Here is a 17,096-nt window from a genome sequence, read left to right on the forward strand (position 1 = left end):
CTATGAAAAATTGAATGACTCAAAATCAAAGGCTTAGCCATCGTTCAAAGTCGACCAATTCAAGCCCGGTACTGCGTGCGCACCGGAGTATGGTTGGCAGTAGTATTCGCAGTTCTAATTGGCGTTCAGACCGCGGCGCAATGTGTCAAGCATCCGAGATTATTAGATCGCTTGCCCTTTCGCCGATCATGATCGCTGGAGCGTTAGTGTTGCCGCTGACGATTTCGGGCATGACCGAACAATCTGCCACCCGTAGGTTTGCTATGCCGTGTACCTTCAGTTTCGCGTCCACTACAGACTTCTCCGATTGTCCCATCGCGCAGGTGCCGGTGGGGTGATAGATTGAGGTGGTGTTTGATCTGGCCCAATCTAGTGTGCCTTCGTAATCGTCGATGCTAAGTTCTGCCGTAGGTCGAAACTCCTCTGAAATCTTCGAGGCGAGAGGATTTTGTTTAGCAATTCTGCGCGCGATGTTCACACCGTCGACGATGGTTCGGCAATCTGTTTCCGTAGAAAGGTAGTTCGGAATGATTTTGACAAGTTTGGACGGATCCGGACCGTTCAGGTGCAACTCGCCTCGACTTTCCGGGCGCAGCTGACAGACCGACATCGTGAAGGCTGAAAACGGATGCACACCTTCACCAGGGCTGTCGGCGGACCAGGGTTGCACGTGGAACTGAATGTCCGGAGTTTCAACATCGGGCCGGGTTTTCATGAATCCTGTGGCTAGGCTTGCAGCCATGGTCATTGGACCTGCGCGGAACAACGCATATTTCAACGCGATGCGGGCTTGATTGAGCAGGCTGCGGACTTCATCATTCAGTGTTGGTTCATTGCATTTGAACACAAGCCGTGCCTGCAAGTGATCCTGCAAACCTTTGCCGACGCCAGGCAGGACATGAAGCGGTTCTATTCCATTTTCTTTGAGATGGTCCGCGTCTCCAATCCCCGACAACATCAGGATCTGGGGCGAATTGATCGCGCCGCCAGACAGGATGATCTCACGCCGAACCTTCAGAGTTTGCTCAACCCCCGACCTGTCCCGGTAAACTAACCCAGTCGCCTTTTTCCCGTCCAAAACCACGCGTGTCACCAATGCTTTGGTGATGATGTTCAAATTCTGACGATTTCGAATAGGTTTGAGATAAGCCACAGCCGCGCTGCAGCGACGGCCGTTGCGGGTGGTTAATTGAAAATAACCCACGCCTTCTTGTTCAGCGCCATTATAGTCGGGGTTGTACGGGTAGCCTGCGGCCTGTGCTGCCGCTACCCAAGCGTCGCAGATTGGGCGTTGAATGCGCATGTTTGACACCGACAAAGGCCCACCAACGCCGTGAAACTCATCTTCACCGCGTTCTTGATCTTCGCAGCGTTTGAACAGGGGCAAGACATCGTCCCACCCCCAACCTTCATTGCCCATTTGCCGCCAGCGGTCGTAATCCTCTTTTTGGCCACGCACATAAAGCAACCCGTTCAGCGAAGATGAGCCGCCCAGCACTTTACCGCGTGGCCAGTCGATGGACCGGCCATTCAGGCCTGGGTCGGGCTCGGTCCGATAACACCAATCGACCGACGGGTTATGCATCGTTTTGAAATAACCGACGGGGATGTGAATCCACGGGTTCGTATCGCGACCGCCGGCTTCAAGAAGCGCGACCGATGTATTGGGATCAGCACTTAGTCGATTAGCAATGACACAGCCCGAAGACCCCGCGCCGACAACCGCATAATCCACCTCCATGACCGCCTCCTTCCAACGTCGCTGAAAAAAACTCTATGCAAGATGCAAGAATTATACTAGCCTTTTTTGATACAAAACGTCTCAATAATTGTGATCAGGGAGGTAAACAATGGAGATCGGTAAGAAACTAAGTGGCATTTCCCGGCGAGATTTTTTTCGCGTGGCCGGGCGTTATGGCATGAGTTCGACACTGCTGGCGGCAGGCGGGTTTGGTGGCGCGATGAGCTTGGCGAATCTGGCGCAAGCTGCCGAATCCACCTATGAAAAGCGCTTTTCTAAGGAGCCGAAGCACACGTTGAAATTTGGTGCTTCAGGTTTCAATACCCGCAATCTGTTAATCGAGCGCGCCGGCGCGATTGAATTCGCTCGGGATCTGGAAGAACGCACTGATGGTGAAATTCGGATCGAGTTCATCGGCGACAATCAGATCTGTGGTCAGCTGAGCTGCGTGGAAAAAACCCAACAGGGAATCGTCGACATTTACGCGGCCTCGACCCAGAACTCGGCAGGTGGCGCACCCTACCTGAACGTGCTGGACTATGCTTACATGTTCCCTAGCCGGGCAGCGCAATATCACTTCTTTTATAGCCCCGCGAGCCAGCGCATCCTGCGTGATCCGTTGGAGAAACGTCATGGTCTGAAGTTCCTGTTCACGCACTGCGAATTGCGCGGGCTGCAGATGGGTTCAACCTTTGCAGACAAACCGACCGTGACCAAGCTGGAAGAGCTGTTTGGCACCAAGAACCGCGTGACAGGCACGCAACTGGGCCGGATTGCGATGCAGTTACTGAACCTGAATCCGGTGCCGGTGGCATGGGAGGAAACGCTGGATGCGCTAAAAACTGGCCTGATCGACGGTGCCGAAACATGGGCGTCGGCCGTTGCATACGCCAATATGGCTCCCGTGGTTTCTCAGTCGGTCAACCTGAAGTTCTTCTGCGGCACAGAACATACCTCGATGTCTGCAAAGGTCTTCGACAGCCTCGGTGGTGAGCTGCAGGACGCTGTGATGGAGTCTTCCTACTTCACTCAGGCGTTGATTCAGGGTGCAAATGAAGCCGCATTGCTGAACACGGTCGGTTTCTCGGAGCCGCAGCTGCCTGATACTATCTTTGCCGAAAATGGAGTACGTCCGGCCTTCCTGGCTGACGATCAGATCAAGCTGGCCGAAGAGATGTGCGCCCCGAACTACAACCCAGAACCTTGGGCCCAGTGGCGCGAACGTCTGAACAAATGGGCGGGCGGCATCGATACCTATCAGGAAATCTACGACATCGCGCGCGAGATTCCGGCTGACACCCTGCCGGAGAACGTTGAACCGCGTCGTTGGTGGAAGGGCGAAGCCTGATACAAAAGACGAACCGGCTTCAAGCGGGCCGGTTCTAATACACACCGACTGGGAGGACGGAGTTCATGTCGTTTTGGGCAGACATCGGCGCGATATTCAGCGCCTTTCTCAGCCAGGATTCGTTCGAGATTCAATCAGCACTCGAATCCGACGCCACTTGGGTGTTGGGCGCAGTAGTCTCGGCAATTGGCGGGTTCGTGATCATGCTGATTTATCGGGCAGTGCCCTTTGTCGAACGCCATCTGGAACGGTCGGTGATGGTTTATTCCTACCTCGCGATTGCGTTGATCATCTTCTGGGGCGTGATCGACCGGTTTGTGTTCAACGACCAAGAGCCGTGGTCAACCACCATTCCGCCCCTTTTGTTCATGGTGATGGCGTGGTTCGGAGCATCCTACAACGTCCGCCTGCGCACACATCTGAGCTTTAGCGAGTTTCGCACCGCAATGCCGCGCGGTGGGCAACTGGCCTGCCTGATCCTTGATGCGGTGCTGTGGTTCATCTTCGCGGTTATCGTCATCGTGACGACGACGCGACTGGTCGCGCTTTCGGCGTCCAATTTCCAGATCGTACTCGGTACTGACAATATCATGCAGTGGTGGTTCCTTCTGGCCGCACCGCTGTCGTTCTTTCTGATGGTCGGGCGCGTGTTTCAGAACCTTGCCGATGATCTGAACAACTGGAAAACAGGCGAGCCGCTGATCAAGCAGGCCGTGATTGGAGCAGACTGATGGCAGATGGAACTTTGGTTACACTGATCTCGCTTGGGGTCACCTTTCTTTTCATGCTGGGCGTACCTGTTTTTTTGGTCATCGGATATTGGGTGATCGGTTGCTCGTTCGTCCTTGGTTTGACGCTGGATAACATGGGTGCCGAACTGTTGAATGTGTTCAATAAAGGCTTTGCCCTGCTGGCGATGCCTCTCTTTATCCTGACCGGAGATCTGATCAACAAGTCCGGCATTGCCCGGAGGCTCAGCGATTTCGCCTATGCCTGTTTGGGCTGGATACGCGGGGGGTTGGCCATGGCGTCTCTGGGCGCTTGTGGACTTTTTGCCGCAATCTCTGGTTCGAACTCCGCAACGACTGCAACCATTGGGTCGATGCTTCATCCCGAGATGGTCAAAGGTGGTTATGACGAACGCTTCAGCGCGGCGACCGCTGCCGCGGGCGGAACGGTGGGGATTATCATCCCGCCGTCGATTATCTTCATCGTCTATGGCTTCTTGATGAACCTGCCGATTTCCGAGCTGTTCGTCGCGGGTATCCTTCCGGGCGCGCTGATGGTCTTTGGTATGCAATTTGCGTGCTGGATCATCTGTCGCATGAACGGTTGGGGTCATCTGATACCGCTGCAATTGAACCGGGTGCTGAAGACCGCATTTGGAGCATGGCTTGGGTTTTTCGCCATCGGTCTGGTTTTGTGGGGCATCTACACCGGTAAGTTCTCCCCGACCGAGGCAGCAGGCGTGACGGTCGGCTTTTGCGTGATCGCAGGGTTGGTCAGCTATCCGATCAACCGGATCATGGGCGCGCGGAACGACATACCGCCAACCGAAAAGAGCTTTGCCGAGATGTTCGTCGTCGAAGGTTTTACGATACCTGAAATACCCTCCATCGTGATCCGCTCGGCCCAGATCACCGGCATCCTCGCGCCATTGATCGCCATTTCGGTGGTGATGCAGCAGATCCTGTCTCTGCTAGGGGCACAGCAAACCATCGGGGATTTTGTAACCTCGATGGGCGGGTACTACGCGGTGTTGTTTACATCGATGGTGATCGTATTCTTCTCGGGCATGGTGCTAGAAAGCCTGCCTGTCACGATAATCCTGGCTCCGATCCTTGCGCCGATTGCGGCCTCTGTTGGGATCGATCCAATCCATTTCTCAGTGATATTCCTTGTGGGGGCGTCCATCGGGTTCATCACGCCGCCCTACGGGCTGAACCTCTATGTGGCCTCGGGAGTGACAGGTGTGCCCTATTTCCGGTTGCTTCGGTATACAGTGCCCTATCTGGTAGCGCTTCTTTCGGTCTGGATATTAGTGTCGCTTGTGCCCGATCTGGCCTTGATCCTGCTGCCAAATAGCTAGACTGTTGCGGGATGGCTGAGACGGAAACACAAGACAAAGAAACTCAAATCCCGACCAACCTGCGCCTCCTTCTGATCCTCGAGGAGGTGGCGCGGCGTGGTGTTGCGGTCAAACCCTCAGACTTGGTTGAGGCACTTGGTCTGGCCAAGCCGACCGTCCACCGCCTCCTGCATACCGCAGAGACCGAAGGCTTCCTGCAACGCGATCTTGATGGGCGTTCTTATGGCCCAGGGCGCCGGTTGCGACTGCTTTCGGTCAATACCATGTCTTCAGAGCACCTGCGTACGGCCCGATTGGCAATCTTACGCAGCGTTGCAGAAGAAGTTGGCGAGACCTGCAATCTCGCCATCCCTGACCGAGAAGGTATGATCTATCTAGACCGGGTGGAAACGAAGTGGCCGCTAAGAATCCAGCTGCCTGTCGGTACACAAGTACCTTTTCACTGCACCGCGAGTGGCAAGATGTACCTGTCCACACTGCGGCAGAAAACGTTGGATGGTGTCCTTTCAGCAGGAAACCTGCAACCAAATACTGAAAGTTCTCTGACTGATCCCAAAATCTTGCGAGCAGAGATCCAAAACATCGCAGTGAATCGTTTTTCCACGGATGATGAGGAGTTTATGGCCGGAATGACGGCACTTGCTGTGCCCGTTCTGGACGGGCAGGGCAGGTTGGTTGGCACACTCTCAGTTCACGCTCCAACCCAACGTCATGACGTCAACAGCCTAATGTCGTTTCTTGGAATTCTGCAAAAAGGGGCGGATGAACTTTCAGCGCTATTGAATGAGTGATTAGGGTCTGAGATGGTACCTAAATCGCGACCAATTCTGAGCGGCAAAAACTTCAATTATCGGCTGGTTTCGGGGAATTTTGATCGAAAGCCGATGCGTGCGTGATCAAAATCCAGTGTGGACGTTTGATCGGCTTGAAAAGTTAAATTCCTGCACAACTCGACCTACGCAAAAACAAGCCCGCGGCAAAATATTAGATGCTGTTCTTGGTGAACGAGAAATACACCGATTTGTCCTATGCCATGAACTACGCCCTCACTGTTTCCACAAGTAAACTGTGAGTGAACAATGGGTTAGATATAGAAGTGGTGCCCGGGGGCGGAATCGAACCACCGACACGAGGATTTTCAATCCACTGCTCTACCCCTGAGCTACCCGGGCACGGGAATGGCGTTTGCCATTGGGTGGAGGCCTTCTATGACTTGCTACAGGCAGTGTCCAGAGGCTTTTTGACATTTTTTCAATGCGGGCGGGGCGTGGGGCTTTCGGTGGGTTCCGAAGTCGCCTCGGCGTCTTCTTCACGTTGCGATGGCACCGCATAGGAGCCGTTCAGCCACTTTGCCAAATCGATATCCGCGCAGCGTTTCGAGCAGAATGGGCGAAAGGCTTGCAGCGTGTTTTCTCCGCAGATCGGGCAGCTCATTTCAGGATCTCCGTCAATGGGATACGACCACGTTTGCGCTGAAGTTCGAAATGGCCCAGCGGTGTCCAACCGGCCAGGATTGTCTCGTCAGGATCGGACTTGAAAGCCGACCGTAAGGCAGATTCGAAACCTCTCCGGTCTTTCTTGGGCATCGGTGCGAGGTCAAGGGTGATCTGCCCCCCCAACCCGCGCACGCGCAGGGCGCGCGGCAGGGTTTTGGCGCAGGCGAAGTTGGCCTTGGTCCCAGCGGCCAGAGACGTGTCGGCACCGGTGTTTACATCAACCGCAACCAGGGCGCGGGTCGGTTGGATATAGAGGTGTCCCCCACCGGGCAGCGCTTCGGAAATCCCCTGTGCGGTGTCAAGCGCGTCCAGCACGCCATGGTCTTCGAAACCACCAGATGCGGTCACGACCTCGGCCGGATCCGTCCAATCGCGCCAAGCCAGGATATGTGGGCCATCGCCCTCACTGAGCAATTCGGGTTCTGTGCCTGAGTCACTTAGCACCTGCTCGGCCAGCGCAAGCATGGCCGAGATATCCTCAGCGATCTCACCTGGCTCGGCTCCTTGGCAACATGAGCGTAAGATCAGGCCGTGCGGGCTGTCGCCCATCTGTTCATGAGCGATTTCAAGCAGTTGGTCGCGTACATCTTCATCCCGGATACGGCGCGAGATGTTCAAGCCGGGAGCGTCGGGTGTCACGATTGCATAGCGGCTTTTGAACAGGATGCGGTTTGTGACGGGGATGGCTTTGCCGGGCTCGGCATACCCAGTCACCTGCACCAAAAGCAGCGCGCCGGGGGCCAACCCTTTGACCTGTCTCAGAAACATCGGGCCATCGGGGGTGGTCAGAAACATGCCGCCCTGACCTTTGACCGGGCGATCCGCACGGGCACGGTAGATCGTGCCGGGTGCCGGGGCATCAGCGGCGATAAGGAGATCGTCGAGGATGCCATCTACCATCAGGGCTGCAGCTTCGTGTCCCTGAATGTGATCCAGAATGATGGTACGGCCCTTCATGATGCCTCGCGATATAGGGGATAGCCGATGCCTTGCAGCAGTGCGGCAGTTTCGGACAAAGGCAGGCCGACGATACCGGTGAACGAGCCTGAAATCCATGGGATGAAAGCACCAGCAGGGCCCTGAATTGCATAGGCTCCGGCCTTGCCCTGCCAGTCATCCGTCGCAAGATAAGCATTGATTTCGGTATCTGACAGCCGCTTCACCTTGACCTGAGAAACCACGTCGCGCTGGAGAATTTTGTCGCCGCGCCGCACCGCGACCGAGGTGATCACCCGATGGCGTCGGCCGGAAAGTGCGTGCAGAAATTCGGCAGCCTGTCCTGCATCTTCGGGTTTGCCAAGAATACGGCGGCCCAGTGCGACCGTTGTGTCGGCGCATAGGGTGATATCATCACTATCTGCCTGAACAGCCTGAACTTTTTGCCGTGTGATGCGGCCGCAATAGGGGGCTGGCAGCTCGCCTTTCAGCGGCGTTTCATCGATATCCGGCGCACGGATCGCATCGGGCTGAACGCCAAGCTGCGCCAGCAGGTCCAGCCGCCTTGGGCTGCCCGATCCGAGGATAAACGCCATGTGCTAGGCGTTACTTGAAGCGATAATTGATCCGACCCTTGGTCAGATCATAAGGGGTCATCTCGACCTGAACTTTGTCGCCGGCCAGAACACGGATGCGGTTCTTGCGCATCTTGCCTGCCGTATGTGCGATGATCTCATGGCCGTTTTCCAGCTCGACCCGAAACGTCGCATTAGGCAGGAGTTCCTTCACGACACCGGGAAATTCGAGCGTATCTTCCTTGGCCATGTTGTCTCCATCATTACGTTGCACCTGCAGAATCTGCAGTTCGTGCGCTTAAATGAGCCTATTCCGGCCTTATTTCAAGGGCGAAGTCACCTAAAGAGGTGATATTGTGACTGAATCGACTCGGGCATCTTGCTCGGCCCAATGTGTGCGGTTCAACACACGACCGTCCGCACGGACGTTTGCGATTGCGGACAGGTCGACCTCGGCATAGGTCCAGCCGGCTGTATTCAGAGTGCCTTCGGCAAGCACACCCGACGGCGGGAACCCGATATCGGGCGGGCCAAACACGCCGCCCATACCGGTATTCATGTCTACCGCTTCAGACCATTCATTGCCGCCAACCAATGATGACATTACCGTAACGCATTGATTCTCAAGAGCGCGGGACATGGCGCCAATCCGCACGCGCCAATAACCGGACAGGGCTTCGGTACAGGATGGAACGAGGATCAGATCGGCCTCGCTCAGCGCGCGACCCAAGAGCGGGAACTCACTGTCATAGCAGATGAGAACGCCGATTTTACCCAATGCGGTATCGAACAGTTTCAACGGACCACCTGGGGCGATGTCCCAGACCTCGCGCTCAAACCGTGTCATGATCTGCTTGTCCTGATGGTCGCGGCGACCATCAGGAGCGTAGAGGACTGCGCGGTTCACTGGACGGCCTGATCCGTCGATCACCGGGGCTGACGCACCCAGAATGTATGCATTGTACGTCATCGCCAGGCGGGAATGTATGTCTTGTACATCTTCCATCCGGTCGGAAACGGCGTGGATAGAACGTTCAAGATTACCTGCCACCTTGGGACCATCGAGTGTCGACAACTCCATCGCACCATACTCGGGGAACACGAGAAGATTGGAACCATGACTTACGGCTTCGGAAACCCACGCCTCAACTTTGTCTTCATATTGCGCCCAACTGTCGAGCCAATTCAGGTTGTAAGCAGCAGTTGCGATTTTCATTCATTTTTTCCCGTTTCGCAGCGTGTCGGATCTCTGGGCCGCAAATTACGGCGGACCAATACAAGCATTATGTTGCTCGTTACGGATCATCAAATCTCGGGAGCCTCGAGACCAGACCCGGATCGAAGCATTACCTGCTAGATCGTAGAACCGGCCGCCAACATCCCACGAGCTGGATTATCGATACTCTGGCTATCTTCGAGTAGGCCCGATCTTGGCACCAAGATAGAGTGGACAGTCAGCTTTGGTGGGCATCGAACACATCAATTGTAAAGTAGAGGCAAATTTTGAACCTAAATTCGTTCAACTTTGACCGAGTCTTCGGGATAAAACGCCAGATGGTTCTTAACTTCGGCGATGGTATCGAGTGGGTTCTCATAGCTCCACGCTGCGTTTTTAGTGACTGATGATTTGTTCACGATCGAGAAATGCGTGGCCTCCCCCTTGCCTTCGCATTGGGTAACTTTGTTGGTGCGATCCAGAAAAGCCATAGCGATATCCGTGCGCGGAAAATAGATGACCGGGTCTTTATCACCCTCAAGCAATTCCAGCGCAGCTGTGGTTTCACCTAGAATTGCGCCGCCTGAACGCACGCTCCATTTACCCGGCGCTTTGCGAATTGTGATGGTGTCTGTCATTCCTGTTCCTTCCCTTGTCGGTTTGGGGCTTCTCCTCTGCCCAATCTATGTAACATGCCGGTGTCAGACCGGCGCAGTTGCGGCATCCAACCACAGTTGAGCGGCGTCGCCCAGCCTTGGCCGGATTTTTTCCACCACATCGAGGTGATAGGCGTTTAGCCAAGCACGTTCCTCTCGTGTCAGCATATCTATTACAATCAAACGCCTGTCGATTGGGACATAAGTCAGCGTCCGCCAGTTCAGCATGGCCCGTTCGTCATCGCCACTGGGCAGGGCGGGGGCATCCTCCACGACGACGAGATTTTCCAGACGGATACCAAAGGCGCCCTCGCGATAATATCCCGGCTCGTTCGACAGGATCATTCCCGGCTCAAGCGGGATGTGGCTGACCCGTGACAGGCGTTGAGGGCCCTCGTGCACGCTGAGATAGGTGCCGACCCCATGTCCGACACCGTGGTTGAAATCCTGCCCGGCCAGCCAAAGCGGCAGCCGTGCGACGCATTCGATATCACGCCCGGCCAGACCAACAGGCCAGCGTAGCATCGACATGGAGATCATGCCTTTTAGGACGCGGGTGAAGCAGGCTTTTTCCTCATCCCCCACATCACCGATCGCAATCGTGCGGGTGATATCGGTGGTGCCGTCCAGATATTGCCCGCCGCTGTCCAGCACCAGCAGGTGACCGTTTTCCAACCGACTGTCTGTTTCTTCAGTCACCCGGTAATGCATGATGGCGCCGTTTGGTCCAGTGCCCGCGATGGTGTCGAACGAGATATCCTGCAGGGCGTTGTCGCGGCGGCGGCTTTCTTCCAGCCGCGTCACCACCTGAGTCTCGGTCAGGCTTCCCGGGGTCTGTCCATCCAGCCAGCATAGCAGTTCCACCACCGCTGCAGCATCGCGCAGATGCGCCTCGGCGGTGCCAGCGATTTCGGCCGGATTCTTGCGGGCTTTGGGCAAGGCGCAGGGATCGCCGCCGTCTACCAAACGGTCCCCCAACGTATCCGCCACGATTTGCGGAACCGTGTTTGGATCAACCTGCACCTTGCCTACTAGCGTCTCGACTGCCGTCAGGAATGTGTCGGGCTCGTGCTGGGTAACCTTGTCGCCCAAATGATCCTTTATCTCGGCCAGCTTGCCAGCGGCCATGAACAGATCAACCCGGCCATCGCCGTGCAGGATGGCGAATCCATGAGCCACCGGATTGTACGCGATGTCCGAGCCGCGAATGTTCAGCAGCCACATGATCGAATCCGGCAGAGTGATCACTGCAGCCGTGCGATTCGCTGTTTTTAGCTCATCGGCGAGGCGATGGATCTTGCTCTCGGCACTTTCGCCGGCAAATTCAATCGGATGCACCCTAACCGGATTCATCGGAGGGGCAGGCTGATCCGCCCAAACACGGTCCACAAGATTATCGCAGCGCACCAGTTCGATCCTGCTGCCTTCAAGCTCTTTTTGTGTAGAAGAAATCTGACCTGCTGCATGGAGCCACGGATCGAAGCCGATTTTACCGCCGTTTGGCAGCTGCTCTTTCAGCCACGCGCTCAGGCTCAAATCCGGCCACGGCACCGGTGTGTAATCTTCGGCGACCTGCGCCTTTACCTGCGTACGATAGCGCCCGTCGATAAAAACCCCGGCAACATCCGTGAGTGCCGCACAAAATCCGGCAGACCCCGTGAATCCGGTGAGCCAGGACAGACGTTCATCCCGAGGGGCCACATATTCGCCTTGATGCGCATCTGCGCGGGGGACCAGAAAACCCTGCAAACCTTCGCGCGCCAATTCTTCGCGCAGGGCCGCCAGTCGCGGGGGGCCTTGTTCCGGGCGGGCGGTCACTTCGAAACTTTGGAACATGGGCGGCCTCTTCGGGTGGATTTGGATGCGGTGAAACCTGAGGGCTGCGCCAAAGAATGTCCAGCGCCAGATCAGCTTTGCGAAGTCGCTCCAAGAAATTCGATGAGGCTTTGCATGTAGATCTCGTAGGCGGGGTTTCCGGGCAGCGGAATTTGATTGGCGGTTTCAAGGATAACAAGCGAGGCATTTGGAATACCTGCAGCCAGTTTTCGTGCCTCGGTCAGAGGGTGAACTTCGGTGTGGCGTCCGTGCAGGATCAGGGTTGGGCAAGTGACCTCGGATAGCAAATGCAGGGCGGATGTGCTGTTTCCGATGTCTCGATACAAAAGCTTTTGCTCACGCGAATAAAGCGCCTGCATCTCTTGCACCATGTGCCGAACATCATCGAGCGGACCGTCGGGAAAGTAACTGAGCGTTGAGCCGATTGCGTATCCGCCGCCCGGTGTTTGCCAACCTTCTGCAATGAGTGTTCGGATCGAATCGGGTTGTTTCGTATCACCCCGGTGGTCTCGCCCTTCGGCCCAGCCGCCAGCGATCACCAGCTTATCAACTCGATCCGGATGCCGCGCTGCAAAATGCAGGGCAGGGAAGGTTCCCCCAAACTCGCCGATGATCGAGAAACGCTCGAACCCGGCGGCATTGGTCACGGCCAGAATTTCCTGGATCCTGAGGTCAAAGACGGCTTGATGGTCCGAGTTGGAGCTTACTCCGTGATCCTTGTTGTAGCGCAGCAGGCGGAATTGCTTGGCCATATCCATCAACCGGGTGCGTTCAGAGGACAAGCGCCATTCGGCTTCCAGATCATGAATGACCGAGCCGATGCGAAGAACGGGGTGACCACTGCCCGAGAGCGCGTAGGGGATTGGTCGTCCATCGTTGCCTTGGGCATAACGCAATTTTTGGGTCTGGCTGTTCTCGTCCGAGTTTGAACCAGCGTCGCTTTTGACCTCGGCAGTCATCTGCAATCCGCGCCGAACGATTGTTCGGATGATCCGTTGTGACTTGCCATCATCGCCAACGGCGCGACGGGCTGCCGCAATGCGTGCACTGATCGTTGAATCCGAGACAAACCGGCCGTTCCAGACCCGATCAATGATCTCCTCTCGAACAACCAGTTTACCGGGGCTTTCAGCCAGCAATTCCAGCAGATCAAAGACCTGCGGTTCTACCCGCACGGTCTCGCCGCCTCGCAGCAATACGTGGCGGTCCACATCAAGAACACAGTCTGCAAACTCATATCGCATGGGCTGAATACACTCTGTTTCGGCGCAGGCCTCAAGTTTCAATGATTATCCCAAGGAATTCTCGGGGGTTTCTCAGGATCGCCTTCAAGCAGGCGCGCGGCATAGTGACCACATTGGAAGCAACAGACAGGAGATACAGATGATGCTTCCCTTTGACACCGCGTTGTTGCGCCACCTGGCTGCCCGCCACCGGCCAAGCCTACCCCGCCCGCGCGCTGAACCCTTGGGCAGGGCGATAACCATGCCCAATTGGCTGGTAATTCTGGTGCTTCGTTTGACGGCGCAAGGCGGGCGGGCTTAGCTGGCCCGCTTCATCCCCATGACCCGCGCCCGTGCGCGGGGATCACTGTCGAATAGCGCTGCCAATTGCTCGGTCATGGCTCCGGCCAGTTGTTCCACATCGGTGATGGTCACGGCGCGGTCATAATACCGCGTCACGTCATGACCGATGCCGATGGCCAGCAATTCGACCATCTTGCGTTTTTCGACCATGGCGATCACGTCGCGCAGGTGCTTTTCAAGATAGTTCGCCGGGTTCACGCTGAGCGTGGAATCATCGACCGGAGCGCCGTCCGAGATGACCATCAGGATCTTGCGGGCCTCGCGCCGCGCCAGCATCCGGCGATGGGCCCATTCCAGAGCTTCACCGTCGATGTTTTCCTTCAGCAGGCCTTCTTTCATCATCAGCCCCAGATTGGGCCGCGCACGCCGCCATGGGGCATCGGCACCTTTGTAGATGATGTGGCGCAGGTCGTTCAGACGCCCCGGTTGCTGCGGGCGGCCATCGTTCAGCCACGCCTCACGCGCCTGACCGCCTTTCCACGCGCGGGTGGTAAAGCCCAGAATCTCCACCTTGACGTTGCAGCGCTCCAGCGTTCGGGCCAGAACATCCGCGCAGATCGCGGCGATCGAAATCGGACGCCCGCGCATCGAGCCCGAATTGTCCAAGAGCAGCGTCACGACTGTGTCGCGGAACTCGGTGTCTTTTTCGACCTTGAAGCTTAGTGGCGTGGTCGGGTTTGCGACCACGCGGGCCAGACGTCCGGCATCCAAAATGCCTTCCTCGCGGTCGAACTCCCAAGACCGGTTCTGCTGTGCCTGCAAGCGGCGTTGCAATTTGTTGGCCAGACGGCTCACCGCGCCCTTCAGCGGTTCAAGCTGCTGGTCCAGATAGGCACGCAACCGTTCCAGTTCGGCGGGTTCCGCCAAATCTTCAGCCGCGATTTCTTCATCATGGGTGTTCAGATAGACCTTGTAGTCAGGATCGGCCTCGGACGCAGGGGGCGGGGCAGGTGGCTCCAGCGGGGCCTCGCCTTCGGGCATTTCAGCCTCATCGCCCATCTCATCCTCGGCCATTTCGTCCATCGAGACCTGGGCCTGAGATTGGTCCTGCTGTTCCTCCTGAGTTTGCTCAGGGGTTGCGTCGGCGTCCTGTTCGTCCTGATCATCCTGGCCGGTGCTGTCGGGATCGGACTGTTCTTCGGCGTCTTCCTCGGCCTGATCTTCCTGCTCGTCGTCCAGCTCATCAGGGTCTTCGCCCAGCTGGTCGCCATATCCCAGATCCTTGATCATCTGGCGGGCGAACTTGGCGAACTCGGCCTGATCCGAGAGGATTTCGTCAAGGTTCTCCAGCGTCCCGCCGGCTTGCTCTTCGATGAAGCCGCGCCATAGGTTCATGACATTCTCGGCGGCAGGCGGCATGTCGCGTCCGGTGGCCAGATGCCGGATCAGATAGCCCGCCGCCACAGCCAATGGCGCATCCGCGGGCTGCTTGCACTGGTCATAGCCACGCCGGATCGCCTCATGCCCGATCTTAACGTCGATATTCGATGCGGTACCGGGCATATCGCGCGCGCCCATCGCTTCGCAGCGGGCGGTCTCCATCGCCTCATAGAGATCACGCGCCATATCGCCCGGAGGCGCATAACGCGCATGGGTCGCGTCGTCGTGGTACTTACGCTGCAATGCCAGAGCATCTGCCGTGCCGCGCGCCAACAGAACCTCTTCGCGCGTCATCCGGCGCGACACCTGCGGCAACCGCATCGACTCGCCCGATAGGCCAGAGGGGTCGACCGTGTAACTTACCGACAATTCGGGGTCATCGGCCATGACTTTAGTGGCTTCGGCCAGCGCCTTCTTGAACGGATCAGCAGGGTTGTCGTTTGGTTTACTCATCTGTCCGCCCCTGCTTCTTCAAGCGTCATTTCATCACTTGCCAGACGCGCCAGCATATCCACATGCACATCCAGCGCATCAACAACTCTATAGCCGGAATCTCGCCCATCAAAGGCAAGGTTCAGATCTGTCCCGGCCAAAACGATGGCATCCGCATTCAAATCATCCACCATACGGCGACCTGCGTCCAGAAACAGCGCGCGATCCTGATCCGAGCAAACCCCGGCGACCGCCATATCCTGATAGGTTTGTCCCAGCACTTCGATCTCATCTTCCAACGCAACCGCCCGGGTCTGCCCAAGCTGACCATAAAGTTTGGTCTGCATCACAACGCGCGTTCCCAGCAACCCAACAGTGCCAAACCCCTGCGAGGCGAAATACGCATCCAGAGGTTTTACGGCCGAAACAAGGGGCAACGAAGACAATGGCACGGCCTCATCATAGCAGAAATGCCCACCCAGCGACGTGATTGCTGCACAATCCGCACCTGCCGCCTTCAGGCGATCAATGAGCCCTGCGTAGACCTGCGCCTGTGCATCGCGTTCGTCCGCCAGATTGTTGCGGATCAATTCCTGCACATCCGCATGCACGATGGTCAGTTCCATCGGCTTTCCACGCGCCGCCATCGCCGCACTCAGCCGCTGATAATAAACCACCGTTGCAGCAACACCGATCCCGCCAATCAATCCGATATGCATGGCGGCCCCCCTGTCACCCCAGGCTGGCGCTCGCCGCGCTTTCCGGCAGTTCCTCGTCAAAGCAGCGCTGATAGAACTCAGCTACGGTCTGGCGTTCCAGTTCGTCACATTTGTTCAGGAAGGACAGGCGGAAAGCATAGCCGATGTTGCGGAAAATCTCGGCGTTTTGGGCCCAGTTGATTACTGTCCGGGGGCTCATGACGGTGGACAGATCGCCGTTCATGAAGGCAGTCCGGGTCAGGTCGGCGACGGTGACCATCTGGCTGACGGTCTTGCGGCCCTCGGCTGTGTTGTAATGCGGGGCTTTGGACAGCACGATCATCGTCTCGGCATCGTGGCTGAGGTAGTTCAGCGTCGAGACCAGCGACCAGCGGTCCATCTGCGCCTGGTTGATCTGCTGTGTACCGTGATAGAGGCCGGTGGTGTCGCCCAGACCGACGGTGTTGGCAGTCGCAAACAGGCGGAAGTTCGGGTTCGGCGTGATGATTTCGTTCTGGTCCAGCAGGGTCAGCTTGCCGTCATGTTCCAGCACGCGCTGGATCACGAACATAACGTCTGCACGGCCAGCATCGTATTCGTCGAACACGATGGCAACCGGGTTGCGCAGGGCCCAGGGCAGGATGCCTTCGTGGAACTCGGTGACCTGCTTGCCGTCGCGCAGCTTGATCGCATCCTTACCGATCAGGTCGATCCGGCTGATATGGCTGTCGAGGTTTACACGAACGGCGGGCCAGTTCAGACGCGCGGCGACCTGTTCGATATGGGTCGACTTACCGGTGCCGTGATAGCCCTGAATCATCACCCGGCGGTTATGGGTAAAGCCGGCAAGAATCGCCAATGTGGTTTCGGGGTCGAACTTGTAGGTCGGGTCGATGACCGGCACGCGGTCGCTGCGCTCGGCAAAGCCTTTGACTGCCATATCGCTGTCAATGCCAAACACCTCGCGAACCGAAATGTCCTCGGTGGGTTTTGCGTTGATGTCGATCGATCCGTCAGCCATGCGCCTTGTCCTTATCCTTTGGCCCGTTCACCGGGTTTGAACCCGTGTGTGGTGCAACATATTACGGGCAAGGGCAAGGGAAAGAG

At 56.9% G+C, this 17,096-nt stretch carries 17 protein-coding genes and 1 tRNA gene; 5 read left to right on the top strand and 13 right to left on the bottom strand.

Annotation, left to right across the window (positions count from 1 at the left end):
• Positions 1–145: 145 nt before the first annotated feature.
• The gene (locus ACR0JR_RS17855; RefSeq protein WP_480457254.1) at positions 146–1,741 is read right to left on the bottom strand and encodes a GMC family oxidoreductase; all 1,596 of its coding nucleotides are present in this window, start codon (positions 1,739–1,741) and stop codon (positions 146–148) included.
• A gap of 109 nt (positions 1,742–1,850) precedes the next feature.
• Between ACR0JR_RS17855 and ACR0JR_RS17860 the strand changes: the two genes are divergently transcribed.
• The 4 genes from ACR0JR_RS17860 to ACR0JR_RS17875 all read left to right on the top strand — a co-directional run bounded on the left by ACR0JR_RS17860 (position 1,851) and on the right by ACR0JR_RS17875 (position 5,969).
• A complete protein-coding gene (locus ACR0JR_RS17860) occupies positions 1,851–3,089 on the top strand; it encodes a TRAP transporter substrate-binding protein (RefSeq protein ID WP_480457255.1) in 1,239 nt (412 codons plus the stop codon).
• A 65-nt stretch (positions 3,090–3,154) separates the two neighbouring features.
• A complete protein-coding gene (locus ACR0JR_RS17865) occupies positions 3,155–3,820 on the top strand; it encodes a TRAP transporter small permease (protein WP_480457256.1) in 666 nt (221 codons plus the stop codon).
• Positions 3,820–5,178 (top strand): TRAP transporter large permease, encoded by a 1,359-nt coding sequence (locus ACR0JR_RS17870; RefSeq protein WP_170475616.1) that lies wholly within the window; start codon positions 3,820–3,822, stop codon positions 5,176–5,178. The genes ACR0JR_RS17865 and ACR0JR_RS17870 overlap by 1 nt, the downstream gene beginning before the upstream one ends.
• A gap of 11 nt (positions 5,179–5,189) precedes the next feature.
• Positions 5,190–5,969 (top strand): IclR family transcriptional regulator, encoded by a 780-nt coding sequence (locus ACR0JR_RS17875; RefSeq protein ID WP_480457257.1) that lies wholly within the window; start codon positions 5,190–5,192, stop codon positions 5,967–5,969.
• Positions 5,970–6,275: 306 nt separating this feature from the next.
• Here ACR0JR_RS17875 and ACR0JR_RS17880 read toward each other — a convergent pair.
• The 9 genes from ACR0JR_RS17880 to ACR0JR_RS17920 all read right to left on the bottom strand — a co-directional run bounded on the left by ACR0JR_RS17880 (position 6,276) and on the right by ACR0JR_RS17920 (position 13,137).
• Positions 6,276–6,350 (bottom strand) — tRNA-Phe (locus tag ACR0JR_RS17880).
• 79 nt (positions 6,351–6,429) lie between these two features.
• The gene (locus ACR0JR_RS17885) at positions 6,430–6,612 is read right to left on the bottom strand and encodes a DNA gyrase inhibitor YacG (RefSeq protein WP_480457258.1); all 183 of its coding nucleotides are present in this window, start codon (positions 6,610–6,612) and stop codon (positions 6,430–6,432) included.
• The gene (locus ACR0JR_RS17890) at positions 6,609–7,631 is read right to left on the bottom strand and encodes a ribonuclease E/G (protein ID WP_480457259.1); all 1,023 of its coding nucleotides are present in this window, start codon (positions 7,629–7,631) and stop codon (positions 6,609–6,611) included. The genes ACR0JR_RS17885 and ACR0JR_RS17890 overlap by 4 nt, the downstream gene beginning before the upstream one ends.
• A complete protein-coding gene (locus ACR0JR_RS17895; RefSeq protein WP_480457260.1) occupies positions 7,628–8,206 on the bottom strand; it encodes a Maf family protein in 579 nt (192 codons plus the stop codon). The genes ACR0JR_RS17890 and ACR0JR_RS17895 overlap by 4 nt, the downstream gene beginning before the upstream one ends.
• A gap of 10 nt (positions 8,207–8,216) precedes the next feature.
• Complete coding sequence (gene infA, locus ACR0JR_RS17900; RefSeq protein ID WP_005978431.1) at positions 8,217–8,435, bottom strand: translation initiation factor IF-1; 219 nt, start codon at positions 8,433–8,435, stop codon at positions 8,217–8,219.
• 90 nt (positions 8,436–8,525) lie between these two features.
• On the bottom strand, positions 8,526–9,401 hold the full coding sequence (locus ACR0JR_RS17905) for a carbon-nitrogen hydrolase family protein (RefSeq protein ID WP_480457261.1): 876 nt from the start codon (positions 9,399–9,401) through the stop codon (positions 8,526–8,528).
• A gap of 293 nt (positions 9,402–9,694) precedes the next feature.
• Complete coding sequence (locus ACR0JR_RS17910; RefSeq protein WP_480457262.1) at positions 9,695–10,039, bottom strand: DUF427 domain-containing protein; 345 nt, start codon at positions 10,037–10,039, stop codon at positions 9,695–9,697.
• A 63-nt stretch (positions 10,040–10,102) separates the two neighbouring features.
• Positions 10,103–11,893 (bottom strand): aminopeptidase P family protein, encoded by a 1,791-nt coding sequence (locus ACR0JR_RS17915; protein ID WP_480457263.1) that lies wholly within the window; start codon positions 11,891–11,893, stop codon positions 10,103–10,105.
• 71 nt (positions 11,894–11,964) lie between these two features.
• The gene (locus ACR0JR_RS17920; protein ID WP_480457264.1) at positions 11,965–13,137 is read right to left on the bottom strand and encodes an alpha/beta hydrolase; all 1,173 of its coding nucleotides are present in this window, start codon (positions 13,135–13,137) and stop codon (positions 11,965–11,967) included.
• 139 nt (positions 13,138–13,276) lie between these two features.
• Here ACR0JR_RS17920 and ACR0JR_RS17925 point away from each other — a divergent pair, with 139 nt between their 5' ends.
• Entirely contained in the window at positions 13,277–13,438 is a 162-nt protein-coding gene (locus ACR0JR_RS17925; RefSeq protein WP_010437527.1) for a hypothetical protein, read from the top strand.
• On the opposite strand, the gene cobT is transcribed toward ACR0JR_RS17925, so the two are convergent.
• Genes cobT through cobS form a run of 3 tightly spaced genes read right to left on the bottom strand, consistent with a single transcriptional unit; the run spans position 13,435 to position 17,010 of the window.
• The gene (cobT, locus tag ACR0JR_RS17930; protein ID WP_480457265.1) at positions 13,435–15,312 is read right to left on the bottom strand and encodes a cobaltochelatase subunit CobT; all 1,878 of its coding nucleotides are present in this window, start codon (positions 15,310–15,312) and stop codon (positions 13,435–13,437) included. The two genes, ACR0JR_RS17925 and cobT, sit on opposite strands and share 4 nt — an antisense overlap.
• Positions 15,309–16,010 (bottom strand): aspartate/glutamate racemase family protein, encoded by a 702-nt coding sequence (locus ACR0JR_RS17935; RefSeq protein WP_480457266.1) that lies wholly within the window; start codon positions 16,008–16,010, stop codon positions 15,309–15,311. Before ACR0JR_RS17935 ends, cobT begins: the two co-directional genes overlap by 4 nt.
• Before the next feature lie 13 nt (positions 16,011–16,023).
• Entirely contained in the window at positions 16,024–17,010 is a 987-nt protein-coding gene (gene cobS / locus ACR0JR_RS17940) for a cobaltochelatase subunit CobS (protein ID WP_010437533.1), read from the bottom strand.
• Between the last annotated feature and the right edge of the window lie 86 nt (positions 17,011–17,096).

The sequence above is a fragment of the Ruegeria sp. AA3 genome (assembly GCF_056542905.1).